Genomic DNA, 26,079 nt, shown 5'->3' with positions numbered 1-26,079 from the left:
TGGTTCTTGTATTTAATAGAGGTATAAATTAGATTTCCTGTACATTTGTTTGCTTTTGGTTAGATTCTTTGGCAGAAGCACTTCTTTTGGTATGAAGGAAGTAAAATAAAACTAAGCCAATTAAGATATAAAAGGAGAAGAAGCAATATAAAGTACTATAATCCGTCTTTGAAGCAATAACACCGACGATAAACGAACCTAATGCAATTCCGGTATCATAAATAGATAGGAACGTTGCCGTTGCCAAACCTCTTTTTCGAGGTTCCGCATCTTGGATGGCAATGGTTTGGAAGGTTGGAAAAAGGGTTCCCCAGCCAATACCAATCAATCCTGCAGATGTAAGGAATGTAACAGCGCCATTACTTTGACTTAAAATAAACATCCCAATTGCAAAAAGAACAATACATGGGAACGTAATTACATTTGGACCATATTGGTCTAGCCACTTACCAGTAAAGGGTCTTGAGGCTAATAAAATAATCGCGTAGACAACAAAGAACATACTGGCGATGTTTTCTAAGTGAATTTCACTTGCATAAATGGATACAAACGATAAAAGAGCAGAATAGACGATGGCCATAAAGCTGCCCACAATTGAAATCGGTACAGCAGAAGCTTCGAATAAGCTTTTAACAGAAAAAGATGAATGAGATTTAGTTTCTACAGGTGTTTCAAATGTGTTGTGTTTCACAATAAGACCTGTAATTAAAGAACAAAAAGCCACAATCACACTAAGGGTAAACAAGGTGCGTGCGCCCCATTGCTGCATTGCCATTAGACCGATAAAAGGTCCAAAAACCATCGCCAAATTGGTTGACATGGCGAAATACCCCATTCCCTCACCGCGGCGAGAAGCAGGAATGGTATCGGCCACAAGGGTACCCACGGCTGTTGTCGCCATTCCAAAGCCAATTCCATGTAATAGACGGATGATTAAGAAACCAATCATAGTTTTAGGTAAGAAATAGAAAAGGGATGCTACAGCAAAAATAATGAGTGCTGTGAGCAGAACCTTCCTATTACCCGCCCGTTCGAGCCATTGACCGGCAATCGGACGAGAAATGATGGCTGATAATAAAAAGATCGTTGTCATCAGGCCTGCCATAGAAGAACTACTATGTAATTCATCAAGTGCGTAGGATGGAAGTGTAACAAGCAAGATGTAGAATGTTAAAAAGAGAAACAGGTTACTAAAGGAAATGCTAATAAAGTTTTTTGTCCATAATTTTGGTTTGTCCATTTGATGCACCTCTATTATAAAATTTGATTTAACCAGCTTTTTTGAAGTTTCAAGAGTTCTTGTTGTGAATCTGAGGGTAGATTTTTCATTAATTCATGGTTTACCGTGTTAACGATGTGTTCCCACTTTGGATACTCTTCTAAGGCTATATCTGTTAATTGAACAAATTTTTCTCGTTTGTCCTTACCTTGGATTTGGGAAACGTATCCTTGTTTAACAAGACGTTGAATGTTTCTTGTCATTGGCGGAGCTTCGACAAATAGGTATTCACATAGTTCCTTTTGTGTCAGGGAGCCTTTGGTTTTTAGAACATAGATTACCGACCACTGAGCACTGTATAATCCTAATGGTTTTAATGCTTCGTTAAGTTTGTTGGTGAGATGTCTAGATAGCTGATGAAGCGTATGGAATAATTCGTGGCTCAACATGATTCACTCCAGAATAATTGATTAATAGTTACCTAGGTAACTATAGTTGAAAAATGAAAGGAAGTCAAGGGAAGGACTTAACAATGGGCAAAAATTAGGCTATAGGAACGATTGATACCATCAACTGGGAAAATAAAAAAGGGGATAAAATTAGAAATAGGCGGAAATTCTCGAGAGTGGAGTTGAAATAATTCAAAAGAAGCGGAATTAATTAAAAAAGTGGCGGAAATAATCCAGGAACAGGTGGAAAAAATCGAAAAACGAGGGGAATTACGTCAAAGATCGTCCGGGTAAAAACGTAAAAAATCCGCCCGAAAAGGAACTCTAGCGGAAAAATATCAAATTCAGGTGGAATTAATCTAATAAACGGCGGAATTAATTAAAAAAGTGGCGGAAATAATCCAGATACAGGTGGAAAAAACCGAAAAACGAGCGGAATTACTTTTAAAAATTGTCCGGGAAAAACGCGAAAAATCCGCCCGAAAAGGAACTCTAACGGAAAAAAATGAAATTCAGGTGGAATTAATCTAATAAACGGCGGAATTAATTAAAAAAGTGGCGGAAATAATCCAGGAACAGGTGGAAAAAATCGAAAAACGAGCGGAATTACTTTTAAAGATCGTCTGGGTAAAAACGCAAAAAATCCGTCTGACAAGGAAATCTAGCGGAAAAAAATGAAATTCAGGTGGAATTAATCTGAAACACGGCGGAATTAATTAAAAAAGTGGCGGAAATAATCCAGGAACAGGTGGAAAAAATTAAAAAACGGGCGGAATTACGTCAAAGATCGTCCGGGTAAAAACGAAAAAAATTCGCAAGAAAAGGAACCCTAACGGAAAAAAATGAAATTCAGGTGGAATTAATCCGAAAAACGGCGGAATTAATTGAAAAAGTGGCGGAAATAATCCAGGAATAGGTGGAAAAAATCAAAAAACGAGCGGAATTACGTCAAAGATCGTCCGAGTAAAAACGCGAAAAATCCGCGGACCAAAAATCCGCGGATTCAATCTTATCTATTCACATTAAAATACCGAGCCTCAGGATGCGCAAACACAATCGCTGATACCGATGCTTCAGGCTCCATCATACAGCCTTCCGTTAACTCAATCCCGATTTCCTCAGGTTGAATCAACTTAAACAGCTTCTTCTGGTCTTCTAACTCCGGACAAGCCGGGTAACCAAACGAGAACCGCTGTCCTTGATACTTCGCCGTAAACCGATCCTGCATCGTGAAATCAAGTGGATCTGGGAAGCCCCAACGGTCACGCATCTGACGATGAATCAACTCGGCAAATCCTTCAGCTGACTCAAGCGCCAATGATTGAAGAGCATGGCTTTCAAGGAATCGTCCCTCTGCCTTAAACTCATCCGCTTTTTGACGGATTCCTCTTCCAGCCGTCACCGTAAAGAAACCAACATAATCCATCACGCCGCTTTCAACCGACTTCAAAAAGTCCGCTAAACAAAGGAATGGTGCAGATTCCTGACGAGGGAAGTCAAACGTTTCAATAATGGTCTTTTGATCTTCTGGATCATAGATATATACCTTATTTCCGTCCGATTGCGCTGGGAAAAATTGATAAGCTGCTGCAGGTGTAATCCAGTTATTTTTACTGGCATCTGCTAACAATTGATCAACAGTTCCTTTAATTTTTAAGGCTTTTTCATCCTTCTCTGCAAGCAGTTTAGAAAGTTTTCCTTTCAAACCAAGATGATGCCCTATTAACATTTGCATATTGATATAAGGCTCAATATGAGAAAGAGAATAAGATCTTAAAATATGCCTTTTCGTATCCATCGGCGTAAATACTGGGACTTCCGTTGAGACAGCCGGTTTTACTTTCACTGCCACAGCACTTCTATCCCGGGTCGGCAACTCAATTGGATTAGCCAAGGATGCCAATTTTTCATCTCGCTCATGAAGCAATTGTTGATAATCTTCCGGTGATTGCAATTGATTGGCTAGCGATAGACCGTTCATCGCATCCTTTGCATAAAGAACAAGTCCATCATATTCTTTCGCAATTCTCGTATCCGTGAACTTACGTGAAAGGGCAGCACCGCCAACTAGAATCGGCACAGAAATTCCAGCTTCCTTCATGTCTTGGGCCGTTAACACCATTTGCTGCGCTGATTTAACCAGCAAACCTGATAATCCAACCATATCCGGCTTCTCTTTCCGAATGGCTTGCACCAAATCTGTAGGTGTTACTTTAATTCCCAAGTCGACAACATCATAACCGTTATTGCTTAAAATGATATCAACGAGGTTTTTACCAATATCGTGAACATCACCTTTAACTGTTGCTAAAATAACTTTCCCCTTAGACGCAGACACATCGCCTTTTTCCATATGAGGCTCTAAGAAGGAAACCGATGCTTTCATCACTTCGGCACTTTGCAGAACCTCGGCAACAATTAATTGGTTGTCATTAAACAGGCGGCCGACTTCCTTCATACCGTCCATTAATGGACCGTTAATAATATCTAATGGAGCAGGGTAAGAAGCAAGTGCTAGTTCTAAATCCGGAAGCAAGCCTTCTTTTGTTCCTTCAATCACATAATAAGCAAGACGTTCCTCCAAGGTCATATTAGGAATGGTCGTCTTGGCTTCTTTCTTTTTCCCACGGTAAAACTCGGTAAAGGTAGCTAATGTTTCATCCGTTGTATCAAATAACAAAGCATCTGCTAATTGAACTTCTTCCTTTGAAATGGAAGCAAATCGCTCAAGCTTTTCTGTATTCACAATCGCATAATCCAAGCCAGCCTGCGTACAATGGTAGAGGAAGACGGAATTAAGCACCTCGCGTCCGACAGGAGGGAGCCCGAAGGAAACGTTACTAATTCCAAGAATGGTCTGCACTTTTGGCAAGGCTTCTTTAATCATCCTAATCCCATCAACAGTTGCTTTTGCAGAGCCGATATATTGTTCATCTCCAGTACCAACTGGGAATACAAGCGGGTCAAAAATGAGATCCTGTGACTTTAATCCATATTTATGAACTAACAAATCATGGGAACGTTTGGCAATCTCCAGTTTCCGTTCCGCTGAAACTCCCATTCCTTCTTCATCAATGGTTCCGACAACAACAGCTGCACCATAACGGTGAATTAATGGAACAATCGCTTCAAAGCGCTCTTCACCATCTTCAAGGTTGATTGAATTGATAATCGCTTTCCCTTGTGAATACTTTAGTGCTCTTTCAATGACCTTTTCATCAGTGGAGTCAATGACAAGTGGGACTTTGACCTTTTTAACTACTTCTTTAATGAAATTCTCCATATCGATCATCTCGTCGCGATCCGGGTCAGCAAGGCAAATATCGATGACGTGGGCGCCGCCCTTTACTTGAGCGCGGGCAATTTCAGACGCTTCTTCAAATTTACCTTCCGTAATTAATCGCTTGAACTTGCGAGAGCCGATAACATTTGTCCGTTCCCCAACCATGATGGGTCTTAAGGTAGGATCATCGTAAATGAATGGTTCAATACCTGACACCATATGTGTGTTGGATGATTCGAATTGACGAGGCTGATATTGTTTCATCGCTTCAGCAATCACCTTGATATGTTCAGGTGTCGTTCCACAGCAGCCGCCGACAATATTCAACCAGCCATGTGCCGCAAAATCAGCCAATTTTTTTGCCAGAATTTCCGGTGTTTCGTGATAATGTCCATCTTCATCAGGCAAGCCGGCATTTGGGTAACAGCTAACTGCCACGGAAGCTAAACCTGCAAGTGAACGAATATGATCCTGCATGAACTCTGGACCTGTCGCACAGTTAAGACCGACCGCAATCGGATTCATATGTTCCACTGAAATAAAGAACGAATCAATCGTTTGTCCAGCCAGGGTTGTTCCCATCGGTTCAATGGTTCCGGAAATAAACAGTGGCAAAGTCTTACCTGTTTTTGAAAAAGCATTTTGAATACCGACAAAACCAGCTTTTACATTCAATAAGTCCTGGCTTGTTTCGAGTAAAAGTAAATCAACGCCACCGTCGATTAATCCAATCGCCTGCTCTTCATAGGAGGCAGAAAGGGCATCGAAGGTGGTTCCGCCCGTCACACTTAATGTTTTGGTCGTCGGACCCATGGCGCCGGCTACATAACGAGGCCATTCATCGGTCGAAACGTCCATGACCTCGCGGACGGCGAGCATCGCAGCAATTTTATTAATTTCATAAGCTTTAAATCCAAGTTCATACTCGTCTAAAACAAGGCTTGCTGCCCCAAACGTATTGGTTTCAATGATGTCTGCGCCGGCCTCTAAGTATTCACGATGAATACGAGAGATGACGGATGGAGCAGTTAGAACGAGGTTTTCATTACATCCTTCATACTGCTCACCGCCAAAATCCTCTGCTGTAAGATTAGCTTGCTGCAGCATTGTACCCATTGCACCGTCCATGACAAGGATGCGCTTTTTAAGTTGTTCAGAAAATGGTGTTTTCGGCATAGCTGGCCCTCCTCGTCTCACTGGCTCGCTTATTAGTATAGGCTGCGAGCTCTGCTGTTAATTCATATCGTAAGAATGGTGTAATTAAATAAATGCCATTAAATAAATCCAATGCTGTGTCAATCAATGACTTGGTAATCGCAACGCCTTCTCTAGCTGCCTCAAGCGGGTTATCATTCAAACTTGCCATCCGCTCGCGAATGGAATCGGCAATTTTGATTCCTGGCACTTCATTATGAAGGAATTCTGCATTTTTACTGCCTGTTAACGGCATTAAGCCAATATAAATCGGAGCATCTAAATGTTTCGTATGTTCATAGACTTCGATTAATTTTTCCTCTGAAAAAACTGGCTGGGAGATAAAGTAATCAGCCCCCACTTCAATCTTTTTCTCTAAACGCTTTACCGCTTTTTCAAGCGAGCGTACATTTGGGTTAAAAGCTGCCGCTATACTAAAGTCTGTTTTTTGTCCTAATTCTTTGCCCGAATAGGAGAGACCTTCATTCATCTGCTTTATCATTTTGATTAGCTCGAATGAAGAAACATCATAAACGGATGAGGCCCCAGGGAAATCTCCGACTCTGGCCGGGTCACCTGTGATCGCTAGAATATCGTTCATCCCAAGGGTATGAAGACCCATTAAATGTGATTGCAAGCCAATAATATTTCGATCGCGGCAAGCAAGATGGATCAGCGGGCGCATTCCTAATTTTTCCTTCACCAGATATCCTAATGATTCATTGGAAATCCGTACAGTGGCAAGGGAATTATCCGCAAGTGTAATCGAATCAATGCCCGCTTCTTTTAGCGCTTTAGCCCCTTCGAAAAACTTGGTGGTATCTAGTTTTCTAGGAGGATCTAATTCTACAATCACCGATGGTCTTTCTTTGACGATTTCCTGCAGCGGTGTATGCTCTCTGACAGGAGAGGCTGGTTCAATAACTATTTTCTCCTGTTTAGGCTTTACTATTTTTTCCGTAATAGGAGCGCTATTCTTTAATTCAGAAGCAAAGGCTTTAATATGTGCTGGCGTGGTTCCGCAGCAGCCGCCCAGTAAACGAACACCTTGGTCTCGGAAAGCTTTGGCTGAATGACGGAAATAATCTGCATCCCCGTCATAATAAAACTTACCGTCCGTGAAAGCTGGAAGACTAGCATTTGGAAAGGCAGATAAAAAGGCATGTTCTGGCAACTCTACTTGCTCCAGCGCTGTCAGCATATGGTGCGGGCCTAAGCGGCAATTAAGACCAACCACATCTGCACCAAGTGCTTCCAATCTTTTTAAAGCCTCATTTACAGACATGCGATTCTGCAAATATCCAGGCTCCTGATGTGAGACCTGAGCGATAATCGGCAACTTTGTTTCCTTTCTCGCGATGGTGAGAACCGTTTCGAGTTCTTCAAAGTCATAATACGTTTCGAGCAATAAGCCGTCAACGCCTTCTAGAAGCAGGCAATATAACTGCTCACGGAAGCTGCGCTTTAATTCTTCTAGTGAAATAGAATCAGGCTTTACGCCTCGATTACCGCCAATCGTTCCTAAAACATACGTACCGTTCCCGGCAGCTGCCTTTTTGGCAAGTAATACAGCGGCACTGTTAATCTCCTTAACTGAATCCTCCAAACCATACCGCTGCAGCTTTAAGTAATTGGCTGCATAGGTATTCGTTTGAATAACATCGGCACCTGCTTCAATATAGGCTTTATGGATATTTTGGATATGTTCAGGCTGAGAAAGATTCAATTCCTCCAAACAGCTGTCTTTCCCAAAATTGTAAAGGAGAGTACCCATAGCCCCATCAGCGATTAAAATTTGCTGTTTTAATTTTTCTAAAAAGTTCATGATGATTCCCCTTGATGTAAGACCAAATGTTTCGCGCGAACTTGCTCAAGTGCTTGTGAAAAATCCTTAATCAAATCATCTGGATTTTCTAGTCCAACCGATAAACGCACAAGTCCATCCGTAATCCCACGCTGGTAGCGGTCTTCTTTAGACATAGCCGCGTGTGACATTTTCGCCGGATAAGATAGAATGGATTCAACCGCACCTAAACTTACCGCAAAGACTGGGATTTCCACATTCGCAACAAAGGTGCGAAGGGCATCTTCTGTTGCTAATTCAAAGGATAAAACCGCACCCGGTCCGTCTGCTTGGTCTTTTTGAATTTGATATTGCGGATGACTTTCAAGGCCTGGATAATGAACCTTCTCCACTAGCGGATGTTCATTTAAAAATTCTGCGATTTTGATTGCTGATTTTTGTGATTGTTCCAAACGAACAGACAATGTCTTGATTCCTCTTAAAACAAGCCAAGCATCTTGAACACCTAAAATGGCTCCAAAACTATTTTGCAAGAATCCTAGTCTTTTCGCTAATTCTTCATCTTTAACAACGGCAAGTCCTGCGACTACATCACTGTGACCCGCTAAAAACTTCGTTGCACTATGAAGGACAACATCTGCTCCAAGTGCTAACGGCTTTTGGTGGTAAGGAGTAAGGAATGTGTTATCAACAAATGTTAAGGCACCGATTTCTTGAGCAATTTCGCTAATCGCTCTAATATCAGTTACTTTCATTAATGGATTGGATGGTGTTTCCACATAAAAGGCCTTTGTATTCGACTGAATGGCTTCTTTTACTTCCTCTAAATTGGTCATATCGACAAAAGTATGTTCAATGCCAAGCCTTGTCAGAACTTGTGTAACCATGCGGAAAGTACCGCCATACACATCCTCGGTAATCACAATATGGTCACCAGAGGATAGAAGAAGGAAGGCAGTTGAAATAGCGGCCATCCCTGATGCAAATGCAAATCCTTTCACCCCGCCCTCAAGTTCTGCAATGACATCCTCAAGTGCTTCACGAGTCGGATTTAAACTGCGGCCATAATCGTACTTGCCAAACTGATCGAAATCAGCCTGATGGAAGGTAGAGGCATGCTGAATGGGCACACTAACCGCACCAGTTACTGGATCAATTTTATGTTTGTTGTGAAGCAGTCTGGTTTCAAAACTAAATTCTTCGTGTGCCATTAGGCAGTTACCCCTTCCTGAACTTTAGCAAAAGCGTTTTGTAAGTCTTCAATAATATCTTGTGAATCTTCAATTCCAACCGAGAAACGTAATAAACGATTGCAAACGCCGGCTTGAATACGAATCTCTTCTGGTATATCCATATGTGTTTGCGTTGCTGGGTAAGTAATGAAGCTTTCCGTTCCACCCAAGCTTTCTGCAAAACTGATTAAATTTAAATTTTGTAAGAATGGATTCACCCATGCTTCGTCTTTAATTCTAAAAGAAACCATTCCACCGCGTCCTGGGTAGAGAACATCTGTTACAGCATCATGCTTGGAAAAGAATTCTACGATGGCCTTTGCATTCTTTTCATGTCGTTCCATTCTTAGTGACAATGTTTTCATTCCGCGCATTAATAACCAAGAATCAAATGGACTTAAGACTGCTCCAGCACCGTTTTGATGAAAGGCCAATGCTTCACAAATTTCTTTTCCTTTTGCCACAACAAGACCGGCTAGTACATCGTTATGACCTCCTAGGTATTTCGTTGCACTATGGATGACAATATCCGCGCCAAGGCTGATTGGCTGTTGTAAAAGCGGTGTATAGAACGTATTGTCCACGATTAACAATAGGCCATGTTGCTTGGCAATCTTTGAAATCGCCGAAATATCCGATTCCTGCATAAGCGGATTGGTTGGAGTTTCTAGGAAAATCGCCTTTGTTTGTGCAGTGATTTTCTTTTCCACTTCTTCCGGACAACAGGTATTCACATATTGAGTTGTTAAGCCCCATTTTTTATAGCCTTTTTCTAGTAGACGATAAGTACCTCCATATAGGTCTTCACTTACGATCCATTCGTCACCAGATTCAAATAAAGAAAGAATCAGTTGAATCGCAGCCATACCAGAGCTGCAGGCAAATCCTTGATCGGCACCTTCTAAATCTGCGATTGTTTTTTCAAGGAGCTGGCGCGTTGGGTTCCCTGTGCGTGTATAGTCAAATCCAGTAGATTGCCCAATTCCCTCATGGCGGAAAGCTGTTGAGAAGTATACAGGCGGGTTTACGGTTCCAGTTGTTGTTTCACTGCGGTTACCTATTTGGGCAAGTTTTGTATCAATTTTGTACATATGAGACACCCCTTGTATTTGTTTAAGTTATAATGTTTCGCATTAACGCGATTGAGTGATAAAGCTTTTTGATAAATAAAAAAAGTCTTCTTATAAGAAGAAGACTTTTGTAGGCAGCACATTTGTCATTCTTCTTATCTTGCAAATTAGTAAATTTGCAGGACTTAGCACCTTTTCAATGAGAAAAAACATTGAAGGTTGCTGAGGCGTCGCAGGGCCCTTCCCTCAACCTCTCTTGATAAGAAACATTATTTAGATTATTTATAAAATTTACTACAAATCTCGTGTTATGTCAATTTGTTTTTTTGTATCTTACAATAATAATGATGAAAATAGGCACAAAAGCTTTTTAAAAAAATATATAAATTGTTAATTGAAAAATTGTTGACAGTGGTAGTTTATGGATTTATTATAAGGTTATAAGTTGTTCTTAATAGAGAACTAGTATAGGTATTATGTAATATTGATTTAGTAGTCAAAATACATAAAGTTGACAAAATTATACCATAGTTTCGGGAAATTTAATTAAAATAAATTTCTTTTAGTTTACTATGGAATCGATGTTCTATTTAGTGAACTTACATTTCAGTTAAAGGGTTGTAAAACTGTTGAAATGTATGGCAGGAGGAAAAGATGAGTGCGATAGCCGGAATATATCATTTAAACGATGAACCAATCAATCTAGAGCATGGAAACCGGATGATGAAAGAATTAGAAAAATATCCGGCGGATGATATTAAAACTTGGCAAAACGACAAAGTCTTCCTTGGCTGTCATGCTCAGTGGATCACACCGGAGTCGATAGGAGAGAAAATTCCCTATTATGATCATCAGCGAAAGCTAGCTATCACGGCCGATGCAATCATTGATAATCGAGATGAACTGATTGAAAGTTTACAGATTAATAAAAGAAGAAGGAAAGAAATAACTGATAGTGAACTAATTTTACTATCCTACTTTAAATGGGGTGAAGAAGCACCGAAGTATCTAATTGGTGATTTTGCTTTTATGATATGGGACCAGCAGAAACAACAACTTTTTGGTGCAAGGGATCCTTCTGGATATCGGACTCTTTACTACCACAATGATGCGTACCGATTTAGCTTTTGCACAACAATAGCACCATTATTATTAATTCCCAATATAAAGAAGAAACTGAATGAATTATATCTCGCAGAGTTTTTGGCGATAACCGGAATGATTGACACGGTTGATGCTCACATGACTCCTTATAGCGAAATTAATCAAGTTCCTCCATTTCATTCGATTACGATACACAAAGACAAGGTTAAGATTATTAAATACGGTGTTTTTACTCCGAAAGAAAAATTGAAATTAAAGTCATCTGAAGAATATGTAGAAGCTTTTCAGGAGGTATTTCAAAAGGCAGTAAATTGTCGTCTAAGGACACATCGTAAAATCGGTTCTCAATTGAGTGGAGGGTTAGATTCTGGTGCTGTGGTGGGGTTCGCTGCGCAAACTTTACAAAAAGAAAACAAAACATTAAATACTTTTAGTTATATCCCTCCAAGTGATTTTGTTGATTTTACGCGTAAAGAGTTAATGCCTGATGAAAGGCCGTTCATTAAGAAAACAGTGGGATATGTTGGAGGGATTTCAGACCATTATTACGATTTTGAAGGGATTAGTTCCTACTCTGAAATTGATGAAATTCTTGAAATAAATGAAATGCCGTATAAGTTTTTAGAAAATTCCTTCTGGTTAAAAGGAATGTTTGAGAAAGCCTATGAAGTAGGAATTGGGGTATTACTCAATGGTGATAAAGGAAATTTCACTGTTTCTTGGGGCTCAGCATTAGACTATTATGCAATTCTTTTAAAACGGTTAAAGTGGCTTAGTCTATCTAAAGAATTAAATCAATTTAGTAGGTTAATTGGCGGAGCAAGATTTCGATGGTTACCAACTATATCTAAAATAGGATTTCCTTTTCTTGTTAAACAGAATTCATTGAATCCAACTATGTTAATTAATCCTAGCTTTGCAAAACGCTCTGGTGTGTTCAGAAAACTTAAAGAGCATGGAATTAACGAGTCAGGATGGATTGCTTCACCTAATTTATATGAACAAAGGAGAGTTCTGTTTGAGGATATGGCTCCTTGGAATGCCGGTAATACACTAGATTGTAAACTTTCCTTAAAATACTCTTTATGGAAACGTGATCCTACCAATGATATCCGAGTTGTCCGCTTCTGTTTATCCGTACCAGAAGAACAATGTGTACAAAATGGGCAGGATCGCTCTCTAATCCGTAGAGCCACTGAGAATTATTTACCGGATGAAGTTAGGTTAAATCAACGTATAAGAGGGATTCAAGGTGTGGATTGGCTGCACCGAATGATTCCAGATTGGAAAAACTTCATTAATGATGTTAAGAAAGTAAGTAATGACTCGTTAATTCTAGATTATATAGATGGTAATGTTCTAAGTTCTGCTTTAGCTAAAGGTGAGAAAGGGGCACAGCCTAAAAATATTATTGACTCCGACTATAGAACTTTAATGCTTTGTTTAATAGTATATCGTTATATTAATAATTTTACTTGAAAGGGGGTGATAACATGAAAAAAGAATGGCAGACACCTGTTTTAGAAGTACTTGATGTCAATATGACAATGGCTGGAACAACTGGTGGTAATTTTGATGGGAATTTCGTACAAGGTAAACCTATTCCGACTGACGGAAAAGGGCATGATTTAATTCACCAAAGCTAAAAGATAGGTCCATTATCCTTATATTTGTTGAAATTAGATTTCTAACATATACTGGGATTTTATACTTACGATTTGCATCTGAAAGCCCTTATACATAAATGATGCTATAAGGGCTTTTATTTTTATTTGGAGTTGAATCAAAATGTTAAAAACAGATGAAAAGGTAATATATAAGGCATTTGGCTTCTCAATAATAAGTGATATCCCCATGCCGGAATTACCGAATCAGGATCTAAAGGCAGAATATATAGATGTAGAAATAAAGATTGAAAATTTATCAAGACAATGGCTTGATTCTGTAAAGGATCAGAATGATTTTATAATTAATGAAAATCTAGTAATGTTTAGGGTCCCGAGAATTGCTATATTTTTAATTAAAGAAGGGAAAAGGATTATAGTCTCACCTTTAGAAGAATACGATGTCGATGTAGCTAGACTTTATATTCTTGGAAGTTGTATGGGTGCGCTATTAATGCAAAGGAAAATATTTCCCTTACACGGTAGTGTTATTGCCATTAATGGAAAGGCATATGCCATTATAGGAGAATCTGGCGCTGGAAAATCAACACTTGCCTCAGCATTTTTAAATCGAGGATATCAAATATTGACAGATGATGTGATAGCTATTTCATTCTCAGATGGTGAAAATATACCGTATGTAACCCCGTCATACCCACAACAAAAGTTGTGGAGTGAAAGTTTACTAGAATTTGGTATTGATACAGAGGGTTACCGACCTCTTTATAAAAGGGAAACTAAATATGCTATTCCAGTAGGTTCAAAATTTTATTCAGAACCATTACCTCTTGCAGGTGTTTTTGAACTAATTAGATCAAAAGATGAAAATATTGAAATCTTTCCAATTCAAAAACTTACCCGCCTTCAAACGCTGTTTTCTCATACATACAGAAATACTCTAATTTCAAAGCTAGGTTTATTAGATTGGCACTTTAGAAATTCTACAAGTATTGTCTGTAAAATCGATATGTATCATTTGAGGCGGCCGGTTTCTAGTTTTACAGCAAATCAATTAGTTACTCTCATATTATCAACAATTCATAAGGAGGAAAAATAAGTGTTAAAAACAAAAAAACTATCAAAAGATATTAATATTGTACAAAAACAAGGAAATATTGTTAGTGATATGGATGGGGAAAAAGTAATGATGAGTGTTCAAAAAGGAAAGTACTTTAATCTTGGGGTAATCGGTGGGGTCATCTGGGATAATATTAAGTCACCAATTAGTGCAATCGAGATCATTGATCGTTTAACAACCGAGTATGATGTCGAGCGTAAAGAGTGTGAAGAACAAGTATTATCTTTTCTTGACCATTTGCTTGAAGAAGAATTAATTGAAATCTGTAAATAGGTATAAATATGGTGAATAAAAGCGATGAAAGGAATAGTTGATAGTGAAGAAGTTTAGAATATTTATTGCTATTGATCGGCAAACTAAATTTTTATTTCTGGAAGCTTTTATTCTATTAGGTTGGGCTCGTATCCTAAAAAGTATACGATTTTCAAAGATTGCAGACTCTTTAGGGGAACAAATGATGGAGACCTCGTTTGATACGAATGAATCTAACAAAAAAATAATAAGGCATATATCTGATTCAATTAATATTATGAGTCGACATACAATCTGGGAAAGTATGTGTCTAGTTAAAGCAATTGCAGCAATGAAAATGTTGGAAAGACGTAAAATTGAAAGTACTCTTTATTTAGGAACAGCAAAAGATGAGTCGGGAAAGATGATAGCTCACGCATGGCTTCGTACCGGTCCATACTATATTACTGGATTCGAAGTTATGGAACGGTTTACTGTGGTTAAAAAATTTGCAAAAAAAATTAGTAAGTAGAGTAAGCAAGGAGTTAACTATGGAAAAAAAGTTTAATCTCAATACTGACTTAATTCCTAATGAATTAAAGCTAATATTAAATATATTGAATATAACCGATGATAATAATTTGATAAGTGTAAAAAAAGAATTTCAAAATATAGATTGGAATTTTTTCATAGAACTTTCCATTCATCATCGAATTTATCCATTGCTGTATGGAAAACTTAAGAATTTGGATTGGATTCCTTTCAAGGTTTCCAAAACTTTAAGTCAATTATACAAAAGAAATACTTTTGAAATGCTTCGTTTAAGCAGTGAATTAGAACGAGTATGTGGAATCCTAAATGAAAATCAGATTCGTTTGCTTGTTTTAAAAGGGCCTGTACTTGCAAAAGACCTATATGGTGACCTTTCATTACGTACATGCGGGGACCTAGATATCCTTGTTTCAATTAATGATTTAGAAACTGTGGACACCCTACTTCAAATGCAAGGATATGTTAAACAAGATTATATTAACATGTCTCTAAATGATTGGAAGTGGAGAAATCATCATATAGAATATTATCATAAACAAAATAGGGTTAATATTGAAATACATTGGCGACTAAATCCTTTTCCTGGAAATGGACCGGATTTTGAAGAATTGTGGCTACGGAAAAGAGAAAGTACTCTTACTAGTTTTCCAATCTATTTTCTAGGTCGTGAGGATTTATTTTTATTTCTTGTTTCGCATGGTGCACGTCATGGCTGGTTCCGTCTTCGTTGGTTATTAGATATAAATCAAATGCTTAAACAAAAAATAAGATGGGATGTTTTAATAAAACAGTTACAAAAGTATCAATATTATTCTGTAGGTGGGCAGGCGCTTATACTTAACATGGAATTGTTAGATTTACCCTTCCTGAAAGAAATAGAGAATTTAGTTAAGGGAAAACAGCCAAAAAAGTTAGCACAAGCTGCTATTTTTTATTTAGAAAGAATGATCAATTTACATACTGATCCAGTCCCCGATGATGTCGCCATCTATCATAAGAAACATTTATTTAGCCTAATGACTAATAGACAGAAGTGTCTATATATCTTGAGTTTTTTACATCCGTATCCCCTTGATGTGGAAACATTGCCATTACCAAAACCACTTCATTTATTATATTTTCCGTTACGTCCTTTATTATGGGCATGGAGAAAAACTAGAAAACATGCCTTATCATAGGAGGAATTAACTGTGAGACATATCTGGCATTTTGCTAAAAGTATACATTCATTTGCAGGAAAAACTCTGTACCTTAATTTGGTAGGAATGATATTTATTAGTTTAATTGAAGGAATAGGTATTTTCCTATTGGTTCCTTTAATAAGTTTGACAGGAATATTTGATGTACAAATTGAAACAATTTCTATATTAACTTGGATTCAAAGCATTTTAAAAAAACTTCCTAATGCTGTTAGTTTGTTAATTATATTAACTAGTTATGTGTTATTAATTACAGGACAGAGCTTTCTTCAGCAAAATCAATCAATCTTAAATACAAAAATACAGCATGGATATTTACGTCATCTAAGAGAAGAAACGTATACTGCAATTATTCGATCAAACTGGGGCTTTTTTTTGAAAAAAAGAAAATCTGATATAGTCAATTTATTAATAACTGATATTGCTCGTGTAAGTGGGGGAACATTGATGTTTCTTCAATTTCTTGCTTCACTAGTTTTTACAATGATACAAATCGGTATTTCTTTTTGGTTATCAGCACAAATGACTGTTACTATTTTAATACTTGGTTTTGCCCTTATATTCTTTTCGAAAAGATTTGTAAATAGATCTGGGAAAATAGGCGCTGAGACAGTCGAATTAGGTAAGGTTTATCTTGCAGGTATAACTGATCATTTTAATGGTATAAAAGATATTAAAAGTAATACACTAGAAGAAAGCCATATTGAATGGATTAGTGTGTTAGGTTTAAAATTAGAAAAAAATGTTGTAGAAATGGTTAGATTAAACACAATCTCTCAATTTATTTTCAAAGTAGTATCCGCTATTTTAATGGCAGGGTTTATTTTTTATTCGATAAAAATGTTTCGAGCTCAACCTGCGGAATTAATGCTTATTATAGCTATTTTTACACGACTATGGCCAAGATTCAGTGGAATACAATCAAACTTAGAACAAATAGGAGCTATCGTACCTAGTTTTAAGACATTAATTGAATTACAAAATGATTGTTTAGAATCTCAGGAAACCTACATTAAATCCTATAAAAACTTAGACTCTATGAATTTAGAAATGGGTCTGGAATGCAAGGATATTTTTTTTCGTTATGAATTAACCAAACCAACGTTTGCTCTACAAGATATAAATATTTATATACCCGCAAAGCAAATGACAGCCATTGTAGGGCGCTCAGGAGCAGGAAAGAGTACTTTGATTGATTTGTTAATGGGATTAAATGGACCTGGGCATGGACAGGTTCTAATCGATGGAATACCTCTTTCACAAGAAAATCTGATGTCGTTTAGGCAATCTATTAGTTATGTACCACAGGATCCATTTCTTTTTAATACCACTGTAAGGGATAACCTTCTAATGATGAAACCTAGTGCAAGTGAGGAACAATTATGGGAGTCTTTAGAATTTTCATCAGCCGCTGAGTTTGTAAGGAAGCTCCCCCAAGGACTAGATACTTTAATAGGAGATAGAGGGATAAGATTATCTGGAGGTGAACGGCAACGTTTAGTGTTAGCGAGAGCAATTCTTAGAAAACCATCTATTCTTTTTTTAGATGAAGCAACTAGCGCTTTAGATACCGAGAATGAAGCGAAGATACAAGAAGCAATTGAGAGATTAAAAGGGAAAATGACTGTAATTGTTATAGCACATCGATTATCAACGATCCGTAATGCTGATCAAGTAATTGTGTTAGATCAAGGATGTGTCATTCAACAAGGGGAATTTAGCCAATTGGAATCAGAAAAGAAAGGGATGTTTAGTAATTTACTGAAGAAACAAATGGGCATAAGTGTTGGACAGTAATAATCCATCTACGAAGAACAATGAGATCTTAATAATTTATCATCTTGTATTGACATGTTCTATATAAAGAACTAAAATGATTTATATAAAGTTTTTTGTGAAATAGAATACTATTAAAGAGGGTATTTAAATGAAGCTAAAGAGTTTAAACTTTCTTAGATTATCCTTTATTTAGAACTTTTTTAGAGATGTAATAATAATGTCTTACAATAAGGTGGTAGAATGAATAGTTTTAAACAAAATGATCGTTACGAAAAAAGAAGAGCCAAGGATATTAATTTAAAAGCTGTATTTGCAGTTTTAATGAGGCGGTATCTAATTATTTTAATAATAACAGGAATGACAAGTGTTTTGGGAGTGTTTATTCAAATTAAATCAACCAATCCAATTCCTCAATATCAGTCTTCTTCTCGAATAATCATTGGTGCGGATGAAGAGTCTAGGAAAACACTACAGGTTATTGTAAGGGATTCAACAATTCTTGATAAAGTTATAAAAAAATTAGATTTAAAAATGACATCCGATTCATTAGCAGGAAAAATTACTGTTTCAAGTATTGAAAGTTCTCAAGTGGTTAGTATTGGTGTCATAGATCAAGATCCTATACTTGCTGCAAAAATTGCAGATACAACTGCTCAGGTATTTAAGGATGAAGTGCCAATTATTATTGGGCAGGATTATGTCCGGTTATTATCAAATGCAAAAGTAAGTCACATTCCAATAAATCAAACACAAAGTAATAAGGTAATGTACTTTTTAATATTTGGATTAGTGGTTGGAATAGGAATAGCTTTCTTAATAGAATCATTTGATGATTCTATTAAATCTGAATCGGATGCTGAAATGCTATTAGAAGTGCCGTTGTTAGGAAAAGTATCAAAAATGAATAAAAGGAATATTAAGAAAAAAAGTCATTTACAATATAATTTGGAGTTTAGGGGGGAGTCGATTGGTAATAAATAAAAGAAAATCAGTTAATTCTGGAAAGAGGAGAATGTTAGTTTCATACTCATTCCCTGACTCCATTATCTCCGAACAATTTCGCATGATTCAAACAAATATTAAATTTTCTGTAGCTGGAGATAGTCGTACATTCTTAATCACATCTGCGGAGGATGGTGATGGTAAATCGATTACGGCTGCAAATCTTGCAGTTTCCATGGCCCAACAAAAAGAGAGAGTTCTCTTAATAGATGCTAATTTAAGAGATCCTTCCTTACATTACTACTTTAAAATCTCTAATGACTATGGGTTAACTGATTTTTTAACCGGAAGGTTACCAATAGAAGATGTTATATATCAAACAGAAATTGGAAGATTAGATATACTAACTAGTGGTCCATACGCCCATAACCCAGTTGAATTATTAGGATCAAATAAAATGAAAGAATTATTAAATTCAGCTTTACAAACTTATAATTACATTTTAGTAGATTCAAGTGCACTACTAAATGTGCCGGATACCAAACTTCTTGCGAATCAATGTGACGGCGTGGTATTGGTCGTTCAAAATGGAAAGACAAAAGGAGAGAAAGCCTTCGAAGCAAGAAAGGTGTTAGAGTTCGCTAAGGCGCAATTGATTGGATTTATAATGAATCAATAATAGTATAATTGTATTTTTTTTGTCCTTTTCGTTCTTTTTAAAGAACGTATAGTTCTTGTTTTGGATTGTAAAAGGATGAAATGGTGATGCCTCCTTGCCATTATCAATGGAGACACTCGGTCATGCTGTGGGTTGAAAGACCTTAGACGCTAGTCGTCGAGGGCGTGATGTGAGGATGGGTTAGATGCCCAATATATTTAATAAAAATGTTAATTATGTGTCCTTGGAGGAGTTCATATAATTAACATTTTTATTGTAGGGGGAACAAAAAATTGAAGAATTTTGATAACTATCCAAAATCAATAAAAAAAGCAGTTAGGTATATTAAACAAGATGCTTCAAAAGAAGAGCTAGAGGAAATTTTTAAATTAATCAACAGTGCTATCAAATTAAGAAGAATAAAGTTGGAATAATTTAAAGGGGGGGAACTATGTCATACCGGCAACGCTTATCATTATTTTTAATAATAGATTCATGTATTGTAATAACAGCAATCTTTATAAGCTGTTTTTTAGTGAATGGAACTATTGATGTTATTACCTTTCCCATTGTACTAAGTTCAGTTGTTATTTTAATTAGTCATTATTTATTGTCATTTAAATTTCATTTGTACAAAAAGGCTTGGGAATATGCAAGTGTTGGAGAGTTACTAAGTATTTTAAAGATTGTAACCATTTCAGTCTTTCTTGCTGCAATTTGTCAGCAATTGATTGTTAAGGAATTGTTCTATCGACTATTAGCAGTAACCTGGTTACTTAATATGTCTATCATTGGGGGGTCAAGGTTTTGCTGGCGAATGTTACATGATTCACATCTAAACAAAATTGATAATAAAAAAAGAACATTAATTATTGGTGCTGGCTCAGCAGGAACCATGGTAGCAAGACAATTATTACAAAATAAAGAAGCAGATTTATTACCTGTGGCATTTATTGATGATGATCTCAGAAAATATCGGCTTGATATATTAGGGATTCCCGTTGTTGGTGGCATAGATAACATTGAGTCTTCAGTAACATCGCTAGACATTGAAAATATTGTAATTGCCATTCCATCACTAAGTAAAAAAGAGTTAAATGTCATTTTCAATGAATGTGCTAAAACAGATGCTAAAACTCAAATTTTACCGATGCTAGAAGACTTAATGACAGGAAAAGTATCTGTTAGTCAATTTCGTGATGTGCAAGTAGAAGATTTATTAGGAAGAGAACCGGTTGAATTAGATATAAATAGCATTTCTGAAAATATTACAAAAAAGGTTGTCTTAGTTACAGGTGCTGGTGGGTCTATTGGTTCAGAAATTTGTAGGCAAGTTTCAACCTTTAATCCTAAATCACTTATTTTATTAGGGCATGGTGAAAATAGCATTTATTCTATTGAAATGGAACTTAAAGAAACGCATAAACATTCTGGTATTGAATTTGTTCCAGTAATTGCGGATATACAAGATCAAAAGAAAATGATGACCATCATGAGCACATACCAACCTGATATTGTTTACCATGCGGCTGCTCATAAGCATGTTCCTTTAATGGAAGCCAACCCGGAAGAAGCTGTCAAAAATAACATTATCGGCACAATGAATGTGGCGAAAGCAGCCAGTTGGAATTCTGTTAAGACCTTCGTTATGATTTCAACTGATAAAGCAGTAAACCCAACTAGTGTTATGGGGGCCGCAAAAAAGTTAGCAGAAATGCTTATCCAACATATGGACGAACAAAGTAATACAAAATTTGTTGCTGTCCGCTTTGGGAATGTTTTAGGTAGTAGAGGAAGTGTAATTCCACTATTTAAAAAGCAGATTGAAAAGGGTGGTCCTGTTACTGTTACCCATCCTGATATGATACGTTACTTCATGACCATACCTGAAGCGTCAAGATTAGTACTTCAAGCAGGGGCCCTTGCTAGTGGTGGAGAAATTTTTGTGTTAGACATGGGAGAACCTGTAAAAATTGTAGATTTAGCAAAAAATATTATCAAACTCTCTGGTAATTCGGTTGAAGATATCGGAATTGAATTTTCAGGAATTAGACCAGGAGAAAAGTTATTTGAGGAACTATTAAAAGAGGATGAAATTCATGAGCAACAAATTTATCCGAAAATTTATATTGGAAAGAGATCTGAGCTTTTTACTCGAGAAATAGAAGAAATCATCTTGACTTATGAAAATTTAACGAAAGAGGAGATAAGAGATAGACTTATTAATCTTGCAAACTATAGAATTAGGACGAAACCTGAATTCAGCGTCTCAGTTTAATCATAATGCATCTACAAATAAAAAATAACTAATTTCTAGTTCTGTAGAAAGGAGGGGGATGATTTAGATGGTAAAAAAAGTATTATTTTGTGCAACGGTCGATTATCATATTAAGGCATTTCATTTGCCGTACCTAAAGTGGTTTAAGGAACAGGGGTGGGAAGTATTTGTTGCAGCATCTGGTGAAATAAAACTTCCTTATGTAGATAAAAAGTATAATATCCCTTTTCAAAGGTCACCTTTAGATAAAAAAAATATTAAGGCATATAAAGAGCTCAAAAAAATTATTGATAAGCATCAGTTTAATATTATTCACTGCCACACCCCAGTTGGTGGCTTCATTACACGGTTAGCCGGAAGAAAGTTGAGAAAACATGGAACAAAAGTAATCTATACTGCCCATGGATTCCATTTTTGTAAAGGTGCACCATTGATTAACTGGTTTCTTTATTATCCGATTGAGAAAATCCTTTCTTTCTTTACAGATTGTCTTATCACCATAAATCAAGAGGATTATCAATTAGCGAAAGATCACCACTTTAGTGCAAATACAATCAAACATGTGCACGGTGTTGGAGTAAATACTGAGATATTTAGACCATTAGAAAAATCAAAAAAAGATATTTTAAGAAAATCATTAGGTTATGGTGCTAATGATTTTTTAATGGTTTATGCTGCCGAATTTAATAAAAATAAAAACCAAAAGTTCCTAATTAATTCACTAGCACTATTAAAGGATGAAATTCCGAATGCAAGACTATTATTAGCCGGTGAGGGAGCTCTTTTACAAGATTGCAAGGAACTGGCAAGAACGTTACAGGTGGATAGTATGATCGATTTTCTTGGGTTTAGAAATGATATAGAAAAACTGTTGAAAATTAGTGATATTGCAGTTGCGTCAAGTCTAAGAGAAGGTCTTCCAGTAAATATTATAGAGGCAATGTCCTGCGGACTGCCAGTGATTGCAAATGATAATAGGGGCCATAGAGAATTAATTGATAATGGGCAAAATGGTTGGATTATTTATAATGATACTAATCAATTTTCAAAAAAAATTAAAGAGTTGGCTTGCAATAATGATTTAAAAATTAAGTTTGGAACAAAAGGTCGTAATATGGCTGTAAATATGTTTAGCGTTCAAAAGGTTTTAGAGGAAAAAAGTAATATCTACAGATCATATATGGTTGAATTGGAGGAGGAATTGTGGGCGGTCCATTAAGAATCTTACATGTAGTTGTCAATATGAACCGAGGAGGTGCAGAAACACTTATCATGAATTTGTACCGAAATATTGACAAAACCAAGGTTCAATTTGATTTCCTAACATGTAAAGAAGGGGTATTTGATTCTGAAATATTAAGAATGGGCGGGAAAGTTTATAGAATTCCATACATTACTGATGTAGGGCATTTTAAATATATAAAAGAACTAAAAGGTTTCTTTAAGGAAAATAAACATTATAAGATTGTTCATTCACACATGGATAAGATGAGTGGTTTTGTTCTTCGAGAAGCAAAAAAAGCTGGAATTCCTATAAGGATTTCACACAGTCATAACACTAGTAGTGAGGGTGGCATCATTTCGAAAATATATAAATGGTACGCTGGTAATTATATACTCACGACTGCCACTGACTTATTTGCATGCTCCGACTACGCTGCAAAATGGCTTTTTAAAATGAAATCATCAGAAGCAAAGATAATAAAAAATGGTATTGAGAGTGGTCAATTTATTTATTCTATGAAAAGCAGAAACAAGATAAGGCAAGAGTTGAATATTGACGAAGATAAATTTGTTTTAGGTCATGTAGGGAGATTTAACCATCAGAAAAATCATAACTTTCTAATTGACATATTTACTAAATTTAATGAAGTGAATAATGAATCGGTTCTTTTATTAATAGGTGATGGACCACTGCGTTCGACTATTGAAAAGAAGGTAATACAATTAAATATACAGGACAAGGTAAAATTTATAGGAATTCGGAATGATATTAATCAGATTCTCCAAGGATTAGATGTATTTGTCTTTCCTTCATTACATGAGGGATTACCTGTTTCTCTTATTGAAGCACAGGGAGCAGGCTTACCATGTTTTATATCTGAGAATATATCAAAGGAAGTGGATCTTGGGGGAAATTTAGTACATTTCTTACCTCTAGATAAAGAAGACCAGTGGTTAAAGAAAATAGTTGAAATTGATTCAACTAAACCAAGCAGAAAATTAATGTCAACTGTTTTAAAAGAGCAAGGATATGACATAGAGGATACTGTTGAAATTATCGTAAAGTACTACTTGAGTAAATCGGGGTGAAGAAGAATGAAAATGTTAACTGTATTTACTCCGACCTTTAATCGTGCCTATTGCCTTGATAAATGCTATCAAAGTCTAGTACGTCAGACGAGTAAAGATTTCATTTGGTTAATTATTGATGACGGTTCAACAGATAATACTAGAGAGTTAGTGAATCACTGGATTAAGGAAAATAAAATTGAAATTCATTATCACTTGCAAGATAATCAGGGAATGCATGGGGCTCACAATGCAGCATATGAGAAAATGAACACAGAATTGAATGTATGCATCGATTCAGATGATTATATGCCTGAGGATGCAGTAGAAAAAATCGTTTCTTTTTGGAAAAGGTATGGAAACGAGCATGTAAGTGGAATTATAGCGCTAGATGCTTTTGGTGACAATAAAGTAATCGGCACAAAATTGCCTGAACAAATTGAACAATCAACTTTATTTGATCTTTATTATAAGCATGGGGTTACTGGGGATAAAAAATTAGTTTATCGTACAGAACTTACAAAGGCGAATCCATACCCGATATTTGAAAATGAGAAATATGTTGGATTGGCATATAAATATTATCTTCTTGATAAGAAGTATAAAATGCTGTTAATGAATGAAGTTATTTGCCATGTTGAGTATCTTCCTGATGGTTCTTCTCTAAATATGTTTAATCAATATCGGAAAAATCCAAAAGGATTTGCATTTTATCGAAAAGAATTAATGAAGCTTCCATTCGCGAGTAAAAGTTTTAAGTTTAGACAGGCTATTCATTATGTTTCTAGTAGTTTAATGATAAAGGATTGGAAATTCTTATCGGATTCTCCTAAGAAACTTCTCACCTTTTTAGCCATACCATTTGGTGTTTTACTATTTTTATATATTTCAAATTCCTCTAGGAATGCATAGTCATCCAAGAGGTGTGACAGCCTTTTAAACCTTAAAATAAAATGGAATGAAAAATGAAAGGATCTTTCTTATGACTATCCTATGGATTAATCTTGCCATAGTTTTTATTTTGTCCTTTTTTTCGAGATATTTTTCAGTTCCAGCAACTGGAGTTTATACTTCCGTACCAATAAAGCCCAATAAACTTTTAGTTTTTGGTGTATTCTTAACACTTTCTTTAGTTTCAGGTTTGCGAACCAACATTGGAGATACTTTTTTTTATACGCACATTTATGAAACGAATAATTTTACGTGGAAATATATTCAATCCCAGAAAGATATGGGGTTTGGTGTCTTTCAAAGAATATTAAAACATTATTCTGATAATCCACAAATTTTATTACTCACTACTGCTATTATTACTAATTTACTGATTATAGCGGTCTTGTATAACTACTCCAGAATGTTTGAACTGAGTACCTATGTCTATATTACAGGAGGATTATTTTTAACCTCTATGAATGGGATGAGGCAATGCCTAGCAGCTGCAATTGTATTTTCTGCTACTAAATTCCTCATAGAGGGGAGCTTGGTACGGTACATAATAGTAGTTCTATTTGCTTCAACATTTCATGAGAGTGCTTTGGTATTAATTCCAATCTATTTTCTCGTTCGATATAAAGCGTGGTCCAAGGCGACATTTATACTTCTCTTTTTATCTATAATTATTGTTTTAGGTTTTAATCAGTTCTCTGCCTTATTATTCTCGGCTCTTAAAGACACTGAGTATGGACATTACCAAAATTTTAATGAAGGTGGAGCTAATATCATGAGGGTAGCGGTTAATGGTGTACCTTTATTGATTGCCTATTTAGGCAGAGAAAAGCTACGTGAAATTTTTCCTGAGAGTGACTTTATTGTCAATATGTCGGTTCTAGGTTTTCTATTTATGATTGTTTCGACACAGAATTGGATTTTTGCTCGGTTTTCAATATATTTTAATCTTTATCAGTTAATCCTCATATCATGGATTATTAAGCTTATAAATGTAAAGGATCAAAAATTTATCTATTATATTCTCTTAGTTTTCTATTTTTTATATTATTACTACGAGAGTGTGATATCCCTGAATATTATTTATAATAGTGATTTTCTGTAAT

The 26,079-nt window shown here is 36.2% G+C and carries 21 protein-coding genes and 1 riboswitch; of the genes, 15 read left to right on the top strand and 6 right to left on the bottom strand.

Features of this window, described 5'->3' with window-relative positions:
* Positions 1-28: 28 nt before the first annotated feature.
* The 6 genes from JOC76_RS06450 to JOC76_RS06425 form a co-directional block, all read right to left on the bottom strand.
* The gene (locus JOC76_RS06450; protein ID WP_205176777.1) at positions 29-1,240 is read right to left on the bottom strand and encodes an MFS transporter; all 1,212 of its coding nucleotides are present in this window, start codon (positions 1,238-1,240) and stop codon (positions 29-31) included.
* Positions 1,241-1,254: 14 nt separating this feature from the next.
* Positions 1,255-1,668 carry a MarR family winged helix-turn-helix transcriptional regulator gene (locus JOC76_RS06445; protein ID WP_205176776.1) on the bottom strand — a complete coding sequence of 138 codons (414 nt, stop codon included), beginning with the start codon at positions 1,666-1,668 and terminating at the stop codon, positions 1,255-1,257.
* Between the two features lie 1,009 nt (positions 1,669-2,677).
* A complete protein-coding gene (gene metH / locus JOC76_RS06440) occupies positions 2,678-6,127 on the bottom strand; it encodes a methionine synthase (RefSeq protein WP_205176775.1) in 3,450 nt (1,149 codons plus the stop codon).
* Positions 6,105-7,970 (bottom strand): bifunctional homocysteine S-methyltransferase/methylenetetrahydrofolate reductase, encoded by a 1,866-nt coding sequence (locus tag JOC76_RS06435; protein WP_205176774.1) that lies wholly within the window; start codon positions 7,968-7,970, stop codon positions 6,105-6,107. Before JOC76_RS06435 ends, metH begins: the two co-directional genes overlap by 23 nt.
* On the bottom strand, positions 7,967-9,160 hold the full coding sequence (gene metC, locus JOC76_RS06430) for a cystathionine beta-lyase (RefSeq protein WP_205176773.1): 1,194 nt from the start codon (positions 9,158-9,160) through the stop codon (positions 7,967-7,969). Before metC ends, JOC76_RS06435 begins: the two co-directional genes overlap by 4 nt.
* Positions 9,160-10,272, bottom strand: coding sequence for a methionine biosynthesis PLP-dependent protein (locus JOC76_RS06425; protein ID WP_205176772.1), 1,113 nt, complete (start codon positions 10,270-10,272; stop codon positions 9,160-9,162). Before JOC76_RS06425 ends, metC begins: the two co-directional genes overlap by 1 nt.
* Before the next feature lie 131 nt (positions 10,273-10,403).
* A riboswitch (SAM riboswitch) is annotated at positions 10,404-10,517 on the bottom strand.
* 388 nt (positions 10,518-10,905) lie between these two features.
* On the opposite strand from JOC76_RS06425, the gene JOC76_RS06420 reads away from it, so the two are divergent.
* The 15 genes from JOC76_RS06420 (at position 10,906) to JOC76_RS06350 (ending at position 26,078) form a co-directional block, all read left to right on the top strand.
* Positions 10,906-12,834 carry an asparagine synthase-related protein gene (locus tag JOC76_RS06420; RefSeq protein WP_205176771.1) on the top strand — a complete coding sequence of 643 codons (1,929 nt, stop codon included), beginning with the start codon at positions 10,906-10,908 and terminating at the stop codon, positions 12,832-12,834.
* A 14-nt stretch (positions 12,835-12,848) separates the two neighbouring features.
* A complete protein-coding gene (locus JOC76_RS29875; RefSeq protein WP_239557584.1) occupies positions 12,849-13,001 on the top strand; it encodes a paeninodin family lasso peptide in 153 nt (50 codons plus the stop codon).
* 142 nt (positions 13,002-13,143) lie between these two features.
* The gene (locus tag JOC76_RS06410; RefSeq protein WP_205176770.1) at positions 13,144-14,076 is read left to right on the top strand and encodes a phosphoenolpyruvate carboxykinase (ATP); all 933 of its coding nucleotides are present in this window, start codon (positions 13,144-13,146) and stop codon (positions 14,074-14,076) included.
* On the top strand, positions 14,077-14,370 hold the full coding sequence (locus tag JOC76_RS06405) for a lasso peptide biosynthesis PqqD family chaperone (RefSeq protein ID WP_205176769.1): 294 nt from the start codon (positions 14,077-14,079) through the stop codon (positions 14,368-14,370).
* A 37-nt stretch (positions 14,371-14,407) separates the two neighbouring features.
* Positions 14,408-14,860 carry a lasso peptide biosynthesis B2 protein gene (locus tag JOC76_RS06400; protein WP_239557583.1) on the top strand — a complete coding sequence of 151 codons (453 nt, stop codon included), beginning with the start codon at positions 14,408-14,410 and terminating at the stop codon, positions 14,858-14,860.
* 19 nt (positions 14,861-14,879) lie between these two features.
* Positions 14,880-16,058: a nucleotidyltransferase domain-containing protein gene (locus JOC76_RS06395; protein ID WP_205176767.1), complete on the top strand. Its 1,179-nt coding sequence runs from the start codon at positions 14,880-14,882 to the stop codon at positions 16,056-16,058.
* Between the two features lie 12 nt (positions 16,059-16,070).
* Entirely contained in the window at positions 16,071-17,876 is a 1,806-nt protein-coding gene (locus tag JOC76_RS06390; RefSeq protein WP_205176766.1) for an ABC transporter ATP-binding protein, read from the top strand.
* Between the two features lie 222 nt (positions 17,877-18,098).
* Positions 18,099-18,839, top strand: a complete 741-nt coding sequence (locus JOC76_RS06385; RefSeq protein WP_205176765.1) for a YveK family protein — start codon at positions 18,099-18,101, stop codon at positions 18,837-18,839.
* Between the two features lie 31 nt (positions 18,840-18,870).
* Positions 18,871-19,479: a CpsD/CapB family tyrosine-protein kinase gene (locus JOC76_RS06380; RefSeq protein ID WP_205176764.1), complete on the top strand. Its 609-nt coding sequence runs from the start codon at positions 18,871-18,873 to the stop codon at positions 19,477-19,479.
* A 272-nt stretch (positions 19,480-19,751) separates the two neighbouring features.
* Complete coding sequence (locus JOC76_RS06375; RefSeq protein ID WP_205176763.1) at positions 19,752-19,892, top strand: hypothetical protein; 141 nt, start codon at positions 19,752-19,754, stop codon at positions 19,890-19,892.
* Positions 19,893-19,909: 17 nt separating this feature from the next.
* A complete protein-coding gene (locus JOC76_RS06370; protein WP_205176762.1) occupies positions 19,910-21,736 on the top strand; it encodes a polysaccharide biosynthesis protein in 1,827 nt (608 codons plus the stop codon).
* 67 nt (positions 21,737-21,803) lie between these two features.
* Positions 21,804-22,955 (top strand): glycosyltransferase family 4 protein, encoded by a 1,152-nt coding sequence (locus JOC76_RS06365; RefSeq protein ID WP_205176761.1) that lies wholly within the window; start codon positions 21,804-21,806, stop codon positions 22,953-22,955.
* Positions 22,940-24,049 carry a glycosyltransferase family 1 protein gene (locus JOC76_RS06360; RefSeq protein ID WP_205176760.1) on the top strand — a complete coding sequence of 370 codons (1,110 nt, stop codon included), beginning with the start codon at positions 22,940-22,942 and terminating at the stop codon, positions 24,047-24,049. The genes JOC76_RS06365 and JOC76_RS06360 overlap by 16 nt, the downstream gene beginning before the upstream one ends.
* A gap of 6 nt (positions 24,050-24,055) precedes the next feature.
* Positions 24,056-24,940: a glycosyltransferase family 2 protein gene (locus tag JOC76_RS06355; protein ID WP_205176759.1), complete on the top strand. Its 885-nt coding sequence runs from the start codon at positions 24,056-24,058 to the stop codon at positions 24,938-24,940.
* Between the two features lie 70 nt (positions 24,941-25,010).
* On the top strand, positions 25,011-26,078 hold the full coding sequence (locus tag JOC76_RS06350; protein WP_205176758.1) for an EpsG family protein: 1,068 nt from the start codon (positions 25,011-25,013) through the stop codon (positions 26,076-26,078).
* The last annotated feature ends 1 nt before the right edge of the window (position 26,079 follow it).

The sequence above is a fragment of the Neobacillus cucumis genome (genome assembly GCF_016908975.1).
Taxonomy (GTDB): domain Bacteria; phylum Bacillota; class Bacilli; order Bacillales; family Cytobacillaceae; genus Neobacillus; species Neobacillus cucumis.
This window is presented reverse-complemented; position numbering and strand designations above follow the sequence as displayed.

Bases quoted from the DNA above. Each gene is read 5' to 3' on its own strand.
- JOC76_RS06350 (WP_205176758.1), top strand. From the start codon at position 25,011: ATGACTATCCTATGGATTAATCTTGCCATAGTTTTTATTTTGTCCTTT.
- JOC76_RS06445 (WP_205176776.1), bottom strand. From the start codon at position 1,668: ATGTTGAGCCACGAATTATTCCATACGCTTCATCAGCTATCTAGACAT.
- JOC76_RS06435 (WP_205176774.1), bottom strand. From the start codon at position 7,970: ATGAACTTTTTAGAAAAATTAAAACAGCAAATTTTAATCGCTGATGGG.
- JOC76_RS06355 (WP_205176759.1), top strand. From the start codon at position 24,056: ATGAAAATGTTAACTGTATTTACTCCGACCTTTAATCGTGCCTATTGC.
- JOC76_RS06370 (WP_205176762.1), top strand. From the start codon at position 19,910: ATGTCATACCGGCAACGCTTATCATTATTTTTAATAATAGATTCATGT.
- metC (WP_205176773.1), bottom strand. From the start codon at position 9,160: ATGGCACACGAAGAATTTAGTTTTGAAACCAGACTGCTTCACAACAAA.
- JOC76_RS06450 (WP_205176777.1), bottom strand. From the start codon at position 1,240: ATGGACAAACCAAAATTATGGACAAAAAACTTTATTAGCATTTCCTTT.
- JOC76_RS06395 (WP_205176767.1), top strand. From the start codon at position 14,880: ATGGAAAAAAAGTTTAATCTCAATACTGACTTAATTCCTAATGAATTA.
- JOC76_RS29875 (WP_239557584.1), top strand. From the start codon at position 12,849: ATGAAAAAAGAATGGCAGACACCTGTTTTAGAAGTACTTGATGTCAAT.
- metH (WP_205176775.1), bottom strand. From the start codon at position 6,127: ATGCCGAAAACACCATTTTCTGAACAACTTAAAAAGCGCATCCTTGTC.
- JOC76_RS06410 (WP_205176770.1), top strand. From the start codon at position 13,144: ATGTTAAAAACAGATGAAAAGGTAATATATAAGGCATTTGGCTTCTCA.
- JOC76_RS06425 (WP_205176772.1), bottom strand. From the start codon at position 10,272: ATGTACAAAATTGATACAAAACTTGCCCAAATAGGTAACCGCAGTGAA.
- JOC76_RS06380 (WP_205176764.1), top strand. From the start codon at position 18,871: ATGTTAGTTTCATACTCATTCCCTGACTCCATTATCTCCGAACAATTT.
- JOC76_RS06420 (WP_205176771.1), top strand. From the start codon at position 10,906: ATGAGTGCGATAGCCGGAATATATCATTTAAACGATGAACCAATCAAT.
- JOC76_RS06365 (WP_205176761.1), top strand. From the start codon at position 21,804: ATGGTAAAAAAAGTATTATTTTGTGCAACGGTCGATTATCATATTAAG.
- JOC76_RS06385 (WP_205176765.1), top strand. From the start codon at position 18,099: ATGAATAGTTTTAAACAAAATGATCGTTACGAAAAAAGAAGAGCCAAG.